General features: G+C 27.4%; 12 protein-coding genes, 5 tRNA genes and 1 other RNA gene. 13 read left to right on the top strand and 5 right to left on the bottom strand.

The genetic code is table 11. The features are described from left to right. The coding region (locus B5D11_RS11215) for a hypothetical protein (RefSeq protein WP_078683125.1) at positions 1–236 on the top strand (236 nt) is incomplete at its 5' end. A gap of 165 nt (positions 237–401) precedes the next feature. Beyond that, positions 402–490 (top strand) — tRNA-Ser (locus tag B5D11_RS11210). 469 nt (positions 491–959) lie between these two features. On the opposite strand, the gene B5D11_RS11205 is transcribed toward B5D11_RS11210, so the two are convergent. The 3 genes from B5D11_RS11205 to B5D11_RS11195 all read right to left on the bottom strand — a co-directional run bounded on the left by B5D11_RS11205 (position 960) and on the right by B5D11_RS11195 (position 1,213). Further along, positions 960–1,044: transfer RNA gene (locus B5D11_RS11205), tRNA-Tyr, on the bottom strand. 5 nt (positions 1,045–1,049) lie between these two features. Beyond that, a tRNA-Thr gene (locus B5D11_RS11200) sits at positions 1,050–1,124 on the bottom strand. Between the two features lie 13 nt (positions 1,125–1,137). Further along, positions 1,138–1,213, bottom strand: a tRNA-Val gene (locus B5D11_RS11195). 331 nt (positions 1,214–1,544) lie between these two features. Between B5D11_RS11195 and B5D11_RS11190 the strand changes: the two genes are divergently transcribed. From B5D11_RS11190 to B5D11_RS11165, 6 genes are all read left to right on the top strand, one after another. After that, positions 1,545–1,635: transfer RNA gene (locus tag B5D11_RS11190), tRNA-Ser, on the top strand. Between the two features lie 10 nt (positions 1,636–1,645). Further along, positions 1,646–1,911: signal recognition particle sRNA large type (gene ffs, locus B5D11_RS11185), an RNA gene on the top strand. Positions 1,912–2,110: 199 nt separating this feature from the next. Continuing rightward, positions 2,111–3,742 (top strand): DNA polymerase III subunit gamma/tau, encoded by a 1,632-nt coding sequence (dnaX, locus tag B5D11_RS11180; RefSeq protein WP_078683124.1) that lies wholly within the window; start codon positions 2,111–2,113, stop codon positions 3,740–3,742. Between the two features lie 78 nt (positions 3,743–3,820). Next, on the top strand, positions 3,821–4,165 hold the full coding sequence (locus B5D11_RS11175) for a YbaB/EbfC family nucleoid-associated protein (RefSeq protein ID WP_078683123.1): 345 nt from the start codon (positions 3,821–3,823) through the stop codon (positions 4,163–4,165). Between the two features lie 101 nt (positions 4,166–4,266). Continuing rightward, positions 4,267–4,863, top strand: a complete 597-nt coding sequence (gene recR / locus B5D11_RS11170) for a recombination mediator RecR (protein WP_078683122.1) — start codon at positions 4,267–4,269, stop codon at positions 4,861–4,863. Between the two features lie 410 nt (positions 4,864–5,273). After that, a complete protein-coding gene (locus tag B5D11_RS11165; RefSeq protein ID WP_078683121.1) occupies positions 5,274–5,918 on the top strand; it encodes a 4Fe-4S binding protein in 645 nt (214 codons plus the stop codon). An 82-nt stretch (positions 5,919–6,000) separates the two neighbouring features. On the opposite strand, the gene nagE is transcribed toward B5D11_RS11165, so the two are convergent. Both nagE and B5D11_RS11155 read right to left on the bottom strand, forming a co-directional pair. Continuing rightward, a complete protein-coding gene (gene nagE / locus B5D11_RS11160) occupies positions 6,001–7,446 on the bottom strand; it encodes an N-acetylglucosamine-specific PTS transporter subunit IIBC (RefSeq protein ID WP_078683120.1) in 1,446 nt (481 codons plus the stop codon). A gap of 248 nt (positions 7,447–7,694) precedes the next feature. Continuing rightward, positions 7,695–8,558 (bottom strand): glucose PTS transporter transcription antiterminator GlcT, encoded by an 864-nt coding sequence (locus B5D11_RS11155; protein WP_078683119.1) that lies wholly within the window; start codon positions 8,556–8,558, stop codon positions 7,695–7,697. A gap of 263 nt (positions 8,559–8,821) precedes the next feature. On the opposite strand from B5D11_RS11155, the gene B5D11_RS11150 reads away from it, so the two are divergent. The 5 genes from B5D11_RS11150 (at position 8,822) to B5D11_RS11130 (ending at position 12,079) form a co-directional block, all read left to right on the top strand. Beyond that, positions 8,822–9,094, top strand: a complete 273-nt coding sequence (locus B5D11_RS11150; protein ID WP_143327704.1) for a YaaL family protein — start codon at positions 8,822–8,824, stop codon at positions 9,092–9,094. Between the two features lie 78 nt (positions 9,095–9,172). After that, the gene (locus tag B5D11_RS11145) at positions 9,173–9,427 is read left to right on the top strand and encodes a pro-sigmaK processing inhibitor BofA family protein (protein ID WP_078683117.1); all 255 of its coding nucleotides are present in this window, start codon (positions 9,173–9,175) and stop codon (positions 9,425–9,427) included. 208 nt (positions 9,428–9,635) lie between these two features. After that, positions 9,636–10,220 (top strand): hypothetical protein, encoded by a 585-nt coding sequence (locus tag B5D11_RS11140; RefSeq protein WP_078683116.1) that lies wholly within the window; start codon positions 9,636–9,638, stop codon positions 10,218–10,220. Positions 10,221–10,256: 36 nt separating this feature from the next. Continuing rightward, complete coding sequence (locus B5D11_RS11135) at positions 10,257–11,408, top strand: signal peptidase I (protein WP_078683115.1); 1,152 nt, start codon at positions 10,257–10,259, stop codon at positions 11,406–11,408. A gap of 26 nt (positions 11,409–11,434) precedes the next feature. Next, a complete protein-coding gene (locus B5D11_RS11130; RefSeq protein ID WP_078683114.1) occupies positions 11,435–12,079 on the top strand; it encodes a hypothetical protein in 645 nt (214 codons plus the stop codon). Positions 12,080–12,139 lie beyond the last annotated feature (60 nt).

Here is a 12,139-nt window from a genome sequence, read left to right as displayed (position 1 = left end):
TAAAAGAAGATGTGTCAGGCTTAAAGAATGAAGTAACAGGATTAAAAGAAGATGTACTAGAATTAAAAGAAGGCCAAGAAAGACTTGAAAAGAAAATTGATTCCATATTTGAACAAACTGTTGATTTAACGGAATTTAAAACAAGTGTGTTAGTTAAATTAGAAGATTTAAAAGAAGTTAAGGAAGTTACTAAAACTAATTGTTATGAAATAGCTAAACTTAAAGCAGTGAAATAATTATATTTTAGTTATTATAGATATTTTACAATCATAATTGATTTATTTATATATTTCATAGTATAATTATATAGAATTAAATCAGGAGAGATGTCCGAGAGTTTTATGGTACCTGACTCAAAATCAGGTTACTTTACCCGAAAATTTAATAATTAATTATTAAATGGAAGCGTATCGAAGTGGTCATAACGAGCCGCACTCGAAATGCGGTAGTCCTTAGGGGCTCGTGGGTTCGAATCCCACCGCTTCCGCCAACAACAATCCCGCGTAAATCAAGGGTTTACGCGGGTTTTCTTATGTCCTTTCTGTGGTGCCCGATTTTGCTGTAATTGGTTAAAATGGTGCCCGTGGTGCCCTGCTTTGTGGTGCCCGGAACTCCTAAAAACTAATAAAAAGCAGCGCGGAGCTATAAAAAGATATTGCCGTTATAGCTACATTTCGCTGCTTTTCTTTTTGGATTTTTTCGGCGTGTCATTTTGATCTGCTCCCTTTTCAGAAGCAGTCTTTTGCGGGTGCGTGGATTGAAATAAAAATAGGTAATACTCCTGCCAACACGCTTCCAGTCGCACCCCACGCGGGTTGGATCTATGGATCTATATAAATATTTGTAAGCCAGTAAATAAAACTGGCTTTTATTATTTTATAAATGCTTGAAAATTTTAACAATATTTAAATATAAAATAATTAAACATAAAAATAAGGCATACATATTGTATGCCTTATTGGTGGAGGAAGATGGATTCGAACCATCGAAGTCAGAGACAACAGATTTACAGTCTGCCCCCTTTGGCCACTCGGGAATTCCTCCACATATGGAGCTGGCAATAGGAATCGAACCTACAACCTGCTGATTACAAGTCAGCTGCTCTACCGTTGAGCCATGCCAGCATATTAATTTTTATGGTGGGCACAACAGGGCTCGAACCTGTGACCCTCTGCTTGTAAGGCAGATGCTCTCCCAGCTGAGCTATGCGCCCTTAGCTTAAAATATTAACGTCGGCTCACCCGACGAAGATTATTATATATTGAATATGTAATTTAATCAAATACATAAAACAGCGATTATTTCAAATTATATCTTATTTGCTTTAATTTTTAGCTTTTTTTAAGCATTTAAACATATATACAAAAACTATAATATTATAATTATTAAAATATAAAAAATAAAAAAAGAATAAATTTCATAACTTTCCACAAATAAATATAGTAATAACTATTGATTTAAAATTAAAATCATAGTATAATCAATCTTGTCGTTAATAAACATATAAATTATAAAAATTTAATAATTTGTTTCATGAGTTATATGGAGAGATGTCCGAGTTGGCTTAAGGGGCACGCCTGGAAAGCGTGTGTAGGGGAAACTCTACCGAGGGTTCGAATCCCTCTCTCTCCGCCATTTAAACTTTCCGTGCTAGATGGGGAACTAGCGGTGCCCTGTAACCTGCAATCCGCTACAGCAGGGTTGAATTCCTCGCCTAGGCTATAACGTGTGAAGTCTGGTCTATAAAAGTGGCGTTGAGAATTGGGTCCCACGCAACGGAAACTCATGAACCCCGTCAGGTCCGGAAGGAAGCAGCGGTAAGTGATAATTTTCGTGTGCCGTGGATTAACCTGGTTTGAGTTAACTATATAGATAACGTTCATATGTTATCAGTCGAAGCGAGGTGCACGGTTTACATAATAGAAATAAGAGGTGCTAATTAAGCATCTTTTTTTTATATAAATTTACAAATTTTATATACTACATATTTAAAATAAATAGAATATGATATATTTATTGTTAAGGTTATAAATATTAATGTATAATTAAATATATGCTTAATTTAAATAAAATATTTTTGTATTCTAATTTATAAAAAGAAGGTGAAATCATGGCATATACCGCTTTATACAGGGAATGGAGACCTAAAACTTTTAGTGATGTAGTTGGACAAAAGCATATAACTACAACACTTAAAAATCAAATAAAAAACAATAGAATAGCTCATGCATATCTTCTTTGTGGAACCAGAGGAACTGGTAAGACTTCAACTGCTAAAATACTTGCAAAAGCGGTAAATTGTCTTAATATACAAGATGGAGAGCCATGTAATGAATGTGAATCTTGTAAAAAGATAAATGCAGGACTTTCTATTGATTTTGTAGAGCTTGATGCAGCATCTTATAGAGGAATAGATAAAATAAGAGATATAATAGATGAGGTTCAGTACCCTCCAAGAGAATCAAAATATAAAGTTTACATAATAGATGAAGTCCATATGCTTACAAAAGAAGCTGTTAATGCTTTTTTAAAAACATTAGAAGAACCTCCAAGTAATGTAATATTTATTCTTGCAACAACAGATCCTCAAATGCTTCCTATAACTATACTTTCTAGATGCCAGAGATTTGATTTTACTAGAATAAGGCCTGAAGATATGTTTGAAAGACTTAGAAAAATAGTAAAAGAGAATGGAGTTTTTGCTGATGATAGAAGCCTTAATTTAATTGCAAAAATGTCTGATGGTGCTATGAGAGATGCTTTAAGTATATTAGATCAAGCAATATCTATGGGCAATGGAAAAGTTGAATATGATGAAGTTGTAAATATGCTTGGGTTAGTTACAAATGAAAATTTGTTTAAACTTATTGATGCTATCATAGAAAGAAATGTAGAAAAATCTATGAAAATAGTAGATGAAGTTGTGTTTTCAGGTAAGGATATTTATAATTTTATAAAAGATTTAATAATACATCTTAGAAATCTTATGATGGTTAAAATAAGCAAAAATCCAGAAGATGTACTTGATATGTCTTATGAAAATATAGAAAATCTAAAATCTCAAGCTCAAAAAATAAGAATTGAAGAAATAATGAGAGATATAAGAATACTTCAAGAAGCACAAGAGCAGTCTAAGTGGAGTAAACAAAGCAGAATTTATTTAGAGCTTGCAGTAATTAAACTTTGCAAAATTGAATACGATACATCAAACGAAGTTATACTATCAAGGCTTAATAGATTAGAAGAAAATTTAAAAAATGGTCAAATTTCTATAACAAACAAAGAAAATATAAATGCTTTCAATAATTCTTTAAAAAAGCAATCTGCAAAAACTGAATTAAAAACTAAGAATATAGAAAAAACAGAAATTAAACAGTTAGATGAATATAATACTAATTCTAAGCTAAACATAGATATAATTAGAAAAAACTGGAGAGATATTCTTGAAATGCTAAAAGCTAGAAATTCAAGAGCAAATGCTGCACTTTTAGACACAGGAGAGCCTGTATCTTTTAAAAATGGAATCATTGAAGTAAGATTTGATGAGCTTCATGCTTTTAGTAAACAAAGACTTGAAGGTGAAGAAAATAGAAAAATAGTTGAAGACGTATTTTCACAGGCACTAAAAGAAAAAGTTAGAATAAAATATACTGTAGACAAAAAACAAAATTTAATAAAATCTCCTGAAGAGATAATTAAAGAAACTTTTGGAGAAGATGTTGTAGAAATTATTGATGAATAGGTATATAATTTTGTAGTACATTATTATCTATATAGAGTAAATTAGAATAATAATATATTTTTGAGGAGGTATTTACTTATGGCTAAAGGTGGTTTCCCAGGTTTCGGTGGAGGAGCTAATATGAATAATCTTATGAAAACAGCACAAAAATTTCAAGAACAAATGCAGGAGATGCAAAAGGAACTTGAAAATAAAAAATATGAAGAAAAAGCAGGAGGCGGTGCTGTAACAGTAGTTGTCAGCGGTAAAAGACAAATTTTAGATATTAAAATAGATAAAGATGTAGTTGATCCAGATGATGTTGAAATGCTTCAAGATCTTATCTTAACTGCTTGCAATGCTGCTTTAAGAAAAGCTGAAGAAGATACAGCAAACCAAATGGGTAAATTAACAGGTGGATTAAATATACCAGGAATGTTTTAGAATTAAAAACATTATTAACAAGAATGAAAAATTAAGATAAATTCTTAGTTTTTCATTCTTTCTTTATAATTTATAGGCCCATTATAGAATGGAGGAATAACATGGATTTTTATCCAATTGCTATAGAAAAACTTATAGAAGAATTTGCAAAGTTACCTGGGATTGGCTATAAAACAGCACAAAGATTAACTCTTTATATTTTAAATCTTCCAAGAGAAGAAGTAAAAGAATTTGCAGAGGCATTAGTAAAAGCTCGTGGAACTATAAAATACTGTTCTATATGTGGAAATTTTACAGATACTGATCCATGCAATATATGCAGTAACCCAAGCAGAGATAAAAGTACCATATGTGTAGTAGAACAGCCTAAAGATATTATGTCTATGGAAAAGGTAAAAGAATATAATGGTGTTTATCATGTTCTTCATGGAACTATTTCTCCAATGTCAGGGAGAGGTCCAGAGCAGATAAAACTTAGAGAACTTATAAGAAGAATTAATGGAGAAGTAAAAGAAGTTATTGTAGCTACAAATCCAAACATAGAAGGAGAAGCCACAGCTATGTATATATCAAAAATACTAAAACCTTTAGACGTAAAGGTTACAAGAATAGCTCACGGAATTCCAGTAGGCGGAGATTTAGATTATGCTGATGAAGTTACACTTTCAAAGGCACTTGAAGGAAGAAGAGAGATATAGGTGTAAAATTTTGTTGTCTACATCAAATAAACTCCTATCATTATTCAAATTATTTTTAAAATGCAAATAAAGTACTATCAGAAAACCATAAAGAAAAGGTATAAGTAATGCCTTGGAATTATGGTTTTTTTATGACTTTAATTTTCCTTAATACAATAAATTTATATCTTAAAAATTGTGGTTTATTATCTATTCTTATTAAAAGAGCATTAGTTCCTTATTGAGATAGATTTTTATCAAGTATCTTAGGTAATGCTGCTATGTTTTTGCGTTCAGTAGAAATCAATATAATAATCAAATTTTTATTTATGAAAATTTAATTGTGAGTTTGTGGGTTGACATATTAAAAAAAACTAATATAATATCTTATGGATACCCTATATGGGTATAATTTGAGTGGAGGGATCAATATGAAAAAATTTATTGAATTATGGAAGAAGTATTCATATGTAATTTTATTAATATTTATTATTGCAAGTCTATTTGATTTTAAAATAGCAGTAGCAGCAATTATATGTATGGTTGCACCTATAATAGTATCATTATTCAAAGGAAGATTTTGGTGTGGAAATTTATGTCCAAGAGGAAGTTTTTACGATAATGTAGTATCAAAATTTAGTAAAAAAAATCAAGTACCTAAATTTTTGAAATCAGTATATTTTAGAATATTTGTAATTTTGTTTATGTTTACAATGTTTGGAATAGGTATTAAAGAAAATTGGGGAAATATTGAAGGAATTGGTATGGTTTTTTATAGAATTATTGTAATTACAACTTTAATTGGAATAGTATTATCCCTTTTTTACAATAACAGAACTTGGTGCAATTTCTGTCCTATGGGAAGTATAGCTGCATTCATTTCTTACATTAAAAGAGATAAAAATAATATATTACAGGTATCTAATACTTGTGTTAATTGTAAAATTTGTTCAAAAAAATGTCCTATGGGAATAGAACCTTATAAATATAAAGGGGATGCACTAAGTCATTATGATTGTATTCAATGTGCAAAGTGTGCAATAGCATGCCCTAAAAAATCAATAAGCTATAAATAAATTAAAAAGCCATTCATAAAAAATTATGAATGGCTATATCTTTGAAATTATATAAGTTTTAGTATTTATAGTTTATATTTAATTATTTGCATAACTTTCTAAATTCGTCAGCTACAAATTGTACTTGTGTTCCTATAATAATTTGTACGCTTGTTTTACCTGGTCTAATTACACCAGATGCGCCTGAAGATTTAATAATTTTTTCATTTACTTTAGATGGATCTTTAACTTGTAAACGAAGTCTAGTTACGCAATTATCAATAGATACTATATTTTCTTTTCCGCCAACCCCTTTTAATATAGTTGATGCAACTTTAGTATAATCGTTATTTTCAAGGCTTATATTCATTTCTTCATTTATATCATCATTTTCTCTACCAGGTGTTTTTAAATCCCACATTGTAATTACTAAGCGAAATACTATATAATAAATAATTCCCACTACTAAACCAATTGGTATAATCAAAAGAGGATTTTTAGCCATAGGAGCTTTAAAACTTAAAAACCAGTCTACAAAACCTGCACTGAAGTTAAATCCAGCTCTAACTGGAAGAATTGCACATACAGCTACTGAAATTCCTGTTAAAGCGGCATGAACAACATAAAGTCCAGGAGCTAAGAACATAAAAGAAAATTCTAATGGTTCTGTAATACCAGTAAAGAAAGAAGATAATGCAGATCCTAATAATAAACCATATACTACTTTTTTCTTTTTTTCTTTGGCTGTATGGTACATAGCTAATGCAGCTGCTGGAAGACCAAACATCATTACAGGGAAAAACCCAGTCATATACATACCAGTTTGTCCGAAAACTCCACCTGATTTAGTTCCCCAAAATTTCCCTATATCATTAATTCCGGCTACATCAAACCAAAATACAGAGTTAAGTGCATGATGAAGACCAGTAGGTATTAAAAGTCTATTAAAAAATGCATAAATTCCAGCACCAATAGCTCCTGTAGATATAATTGCTTTACCAAAAGCAACTAATGCACTATAAACAACAGGCCAAATAAAAAATAATATAATTGCTGCAATAATTGATAATCCAGATGTTACTATAGCAACACTTCTTTTACCACTAAAAAAACCTAAAGCATCAGGAAGTTTAGTATTTTTAAATTTATTATAGCAATAAGCACCAATTAAACCTGCCAAAATACCTATAAATTGAGTTTGAATTTTACTAAAAGCTGTAGGTACTGCAGATACATCAACTCCTTTAAACATTGCTACTGCAGATGGAGAAAGTAAAGTTGTAATAACAAGCCAAGAAACAAGACCAGCAAGACCTGCTGTACCATCATTATCATCAGACATTCCAACACTTACACCTATTGCAAATAAAAGTGCCATGTTATCAATTATTGCACCACCGCCTTTTAATAAAAAAGCTGATACTACGCTGTTTGATCCCCAACCAGAAGGATCTATCCAGTAACCAATACCCATTAAAATACCTGCTACAGGTAAAGCTGCTACTGGAAGCATTAATGATTTACCTAATTTTTGTAAAAATTTCATCATAAAAGAGCTCCTCCTTTATTTATAATTTTATTTTAAGGATTTTTCATCCTTAAATACTAAAAATAAATGTTTTAAAAGAAATTTATAAAAACAAAAAAGCTGAAAAAGACAAATTAAATTATCTTTTTCAGCTTTTGCCCGAAATTAATCGGTTACACGCTGTAAAAACCTATAAATATTTATATAATCATATATATAATATATTTTATAAATAATCAATACATTTTCAAAATTTTATATTAAAATAATTAACTATTTTTCTTTTCAGTTTCAGCTACTCTAAGTCTTTCTATATGCATTGCTAAATAAGCTATTTCACCTTCACTAATATTTTTTTCTAGACCTTTAGATAATATTTTTGAAACATCTTTAGATATTTTATAAGATAATTTATATTTAGATTTTATTTCTTTTATAAAATCATTTTTAATAGGTATATCTAAAAGTACTCTTTTTATTGCAAATTTTAGATGAGTTAAAAATCTAGCATAATCTAAAGAATTTTTATCTATTTCTATACCTAGTTTTTCTTCTATATGTTTAACTATTGAATTTATTAAATAGGTGTTCTTTATTGTATTGGATACCTTACCAGAATTTCTAGCAGAATGAATATGTAATGCTATAAATCCAATTTCACTTTCTGGTATAGTTATATTTTTTTCTGTTTCTAAAATTTTTATAGCTTTCTTTGCTAATTCATATTCTTTTGGATAAAGTGCCTTTATTTCCACAAGAAATGGATTTTCTATTTCATCTTTATTTGAAAGTCTCATTATTGCAAAATTTAAATGATCTACTAATGCAATATGAATTCTTTCATTTAATTCCTCATTTAATTCACTTGCAATATAAGATATTATTTTTTCACATAAAGAAATAAATTCTTCATCAACATTTTCCACTACTTCTTCAAAGTTTCTTAAATTATCTTCATCTTCAATAACAAATACTTTTTCTACTTTAGTACCTTTTTCAATTTTATCTCCAGCTTTTTTACCAAATCCAATACCTTTGCTAAATAATATTCTTTCTAATCCATTCATTTTTACAGAAATTATATTATTATTATAAGTTTTAATTACAATTGCTGAATCAGTAATTATTTTCATATTATCACCTTTTTACCTATAAATTTAGTGATGTATTAAATATGCTAATTAATATAAATATTCAAAAAAAAATAAAATATATTTTATTTTTGCAAAGAAAATTGCTATTTTAAACTATGGCTACATTAAATTTTGAAGATATGGATATATACACATTAATACTAACTTAATATAAATATATTGTAAAGTTTAAATTTTGAATACAATTTCTATTTTATGTCAACAATTTAAATATAATAAAGTTGATAAAAATGGAGGATATTATGAATAGGCTGGCTATAATAGAATATTTATTTAAAAAAAATACTTATACTGAAGATGAAAAAGAACTTATAAAATCTATAGAAGATGCTAAATATGAACTGGAAATAGCAAGACAGAACTTTGACATAGCTTTTGATCCTCAGCTTATAGACTATACAATATATAAAGAAAATGCAGCAAAGGTAAGGCTTTCGTATCTTTTAAAACAGGCAAAAGATAAAGAAATTCAAGTAGATGCAAGTTTTATGATTGATGAATTTAAAGCAATATGATACCTAAATATAGTATTATAATTTAACCCCTTGAATATAAATATTGTATAATATATTATAAGCTTAAGGGGTGATATAATGGAATACATGGGGTATTTTATAATTGCAGTTATAGCAATTTTTCTTATAATTAAAATATTTTCTTGGCCAATAAAGTTGTTTTTTAAACTTTTAGCCAATACAATTTTAGGAGTTATAATGCTTTTTGCTGTAAATTTCATAGGAGCTTATTTTAAATTTTATATAGGTATAAACTTAGTAACAGCTTTAATAGCAGGATTATTAGGTGTTCCGGGAGTTATATTTCTTATAATATTTAAATTATTTTTATAATGAAATTAAAAAATTAATAAAAACAATATCAGATTATTTAAATACTATTAAATAAATAAAAAAAGAAATTTCTATTTTAAATGTAGAAATTTCTTTTTTTATTTAAAAATTGCAAAATATATGTTTATAAATTTATTTGGTGGCAAGAATTGAGATAAGAATAAATTATATATTATGTTATAGGTTTACTCTATGGGAGTGATGGAAGGTGAGAGATAATAAAATACATAAAATTACATATTTTTCATTTTCAATTTTTATAACAATGTTGTTAAGTTTTATAGGCATTGGATACGCTTATTGGAATGAAAATTTAAAAATTTTTGCCTCCGTAAAAACGGCATATATGAATGTATATTTTGATGAAACTATAAGTAATCCTAATATTACTTATAGTAAAGATAATAAAGTAAGCACATCTAAAGGAAGCAATGTAGCAAATTTAAATTTTAAAATGAATAAGGGTGATAGTTATAAAGAATTTGATTTTAAAGTTATAAATGGAGGAAGTATACCAATTAGATGGAAAACTGTTGAAATACCAAAAGAGCCCAATGAAAATGGAATTAGTATAATAGTATCAAGACCAATAAATAAGACATATGAAATAGGTGAAATAAGTAAAACCACTCTAAAATTTATACCTAATTGGGATATAATTGGAGATTTAGATGAATATGAATTTAAAGTTAAAATGCCTTATAGACAATGGACATATGCTAAAAATGCAAGTGTTGGTGACGAAGGGTGGATACAATATGTTGTTGTAAACGTAAAAATAGATTTCAATTAGTTTAATAAAGTATTTAATTTTATTTATGGAGTTTTTATGAATAAAAATATTTTAATACATTTTATATTAATTTGGGTGATTTTAATATATGTATTAGATAATGCTTTTATGTTTTATTTTAATAAAAAAGCTTATTTTATATACATAATAAAACCTTTAATATGGTTTATAGCTGCAATTATAGTACATAGATTTCCAAAGGTAATGTATAAAGTAAAAGTAAGATATAAAAAATTTATAATAGAATGGATTATATTATTAGCTTTATTTTATGTTACAGTTCAAATATTTATGGGATTTGTTTGTGGGTTTGCTAAGAATCCTTATAACTTAAGTTTAGTTAGAATTTTACAAAATTATATGACATTTTTTCCAATATTAATTGGACAGGAGAAAGTGAGAAGCTATTTAATTAATAGTGAATATAGAAATTTATTTTTAAGAATGTTATTTGTATCATTATTATTTACTTTAATCAATATACCTTTAGATAAAATACTAAATATTAAAAATGATTTAGAAATTATACAATTTATGGGATATACATTTCTTCCAAAGCTTTGTTTAAATATAATGGCAGTTTATCTTGTATATTTAGGTGGAGAAACATTTTCTATTTTATATATAGGAATAATAGAAGGAATTAAATACATATTGCCTATTCTTCCAAATTTAAATTTTTTAGCTTCATCTTTTATAGGTATATATATGCCTATATTTAGTATGTTTTTTATTCAAAATATATATTTAAAAAAATCAAAAGAAATAAAAAAAAGAGAAGTACATAATGAAAAAACTTTAAAATTTATTTTTGTTACATTTACTTCGGTATTTATAATATGGTTTTTTATAGGTATTTTCCCAGTTTATCCAGTAGCTATAGCTACTGGAAGTATGAAACCATTAATAAAACCTGGAGATATAGTATTAGTTAAAAAAATAAAAGATAATGATATTAGTACTGGAGATATTATACAGTATAAAAATGATAATATTTATGTATTTCATAGAGTTGTTGAAATTGTAGAAGAAGAAAATGAAATAAAGTATGAAACTAAAGGGGATAACAATCAATTATCTGATAGTAAGTTAGTATCAAGTGATATGATAAAAGGAAAAGTTATAAAAATAATACCTAAGGCTGGATGGCCTGTTTTGATTATTAAAAACAGCAAAGAAAATATTTAATATAAAAAACTGATAGGAGAAATTATATGAGAAAAACAAGAATATTAATATTTATTTTAATTATTAGTCTTTTTTTAATGGAAGCAGGTTATGCTCAATGGACAGAAAATATTGCGGTAAATAGTACAGTAAAAACAGGGGAACTGTCAGGAACATTTACAGAGGCTTCTATTATTCCAGATGATTATATAGAAGCTACCAAGCCAAACATAAATAAAAATTCAAGTGTAAATTCTATTTTATGTGAAGTTTCTAATTTTTATCCGGGTGGAGGAGCTACTTTAGATACAGTTTTTAAAAATGATGGTACTATTCCATCAAAGATTACATCTATAACTATTCAAAGTGATGGAAATGAAGCTGTGCCAAGTGGATATACTAATCTTAATGATTTATCAAAATTTACACTAAAAAGTGGTGAATTTATAGTTGATAAATATGGAACTGAAAATGATTTATATATTGACTTAAAAGATAAAAGTCTTAATGAACTTGAGAGATTTTTAAACGAAAAAATTAAAGCCAATTCTATGGTGTTAGAGCCATCAAATGGTAATGAATCAGAAACTGTGAAATTTTCTAATTTTCATTTTGTTTTAAACAATAACGATGAAACATCAGAAAAAAGTATATGTAGATTTACTATTAATATAAATTTAGCTCAAAATTAAATGTACTAAATGTGTGTATTTAAATATTTTTTGATTTATTAGGAGTTAAAATATTAGATT

Origin of the sequence: Clostridium sp. USBA 49 (genome assembly GCF_900167505.1) — a bacterium.
GTDB lineage: Bacteria > Bacillota > Clostridia > Clostridiales > Clostridiaceae > Clostridium_AT > Clostridium_AT prolinivorans.
This window is presented reverse-complemented; position numbering and strand designations above follow the sequence as displayed.

Bases quoted from the DNA above. Each gene is read 5' to 3' on its own strand.
- nagE (WP_078683120.1), bottom strand. From the start codon at position 7,446: ATGATGAAATTTTTACAAAAATTAGGTAAATCATTAATGCTTCCAGTA.
- B5D11_RS11175 (WP_078683123.1), top strand. From the start codon at position 3,821: ATGGCTAAAGGTGGTTTCCCAGGTTTCGGTGGAGGAGCTAATATGAAT.
- B5D11_RS11165 (WP_078683121.1), top strand. From the start codon at position 5,274: ATGAAAAAATTTATTGAATTATGGAAGAAGTATTCATATGTAATTTTA.
- recR (WP_078683122.1), top strand. From the start codon at position 4,267: ATGGATTTTTATCCAATTGCTATAGAAAAACTTATAGAAGAATTTGCA.
- B5D11_RS11135 (WP_078683115.1), top strand. From the start codon at position 10,257: ATGAATAAAAATATTTTAATACATTTTATATTAATTTGGGTGATTTTA.
- B5D11_RS11150 (WP_143327704.1), top strand. From the start codon at position 8,822: ATGAATAGGCTGGCTATAATAGAATATTTATTTAAAAAAAATACTTAT.
- B5D11_RS11145 (WP_078683117.1), top strand. From the start codon at position 9,173: ATGGAATACATGGGGTATTTTATAATTGCAGTTATAGCAATTTTTCTT.
- dnaX (WP_078683124.1), top strand. From the start codon at position 2,111: ATGGCATATACCGCTTTATACAGGGAATGGAGACCTAAAACTTTTAGT.
- B5D11_RS11130 (WP_078683114.1), top strand. From the start codon at position 11,435: ATGAGAAAAACAAGAATATTAATATTTATTTTAATTATTAGTCTTTTT.
- B5D11_RS11155 (WP_078683119.1), bottom strand. From the start codon at position 8,558: ATGAAAATAATTACTGATTCAGCAATTGTAATTAAAACTTATAATAAT.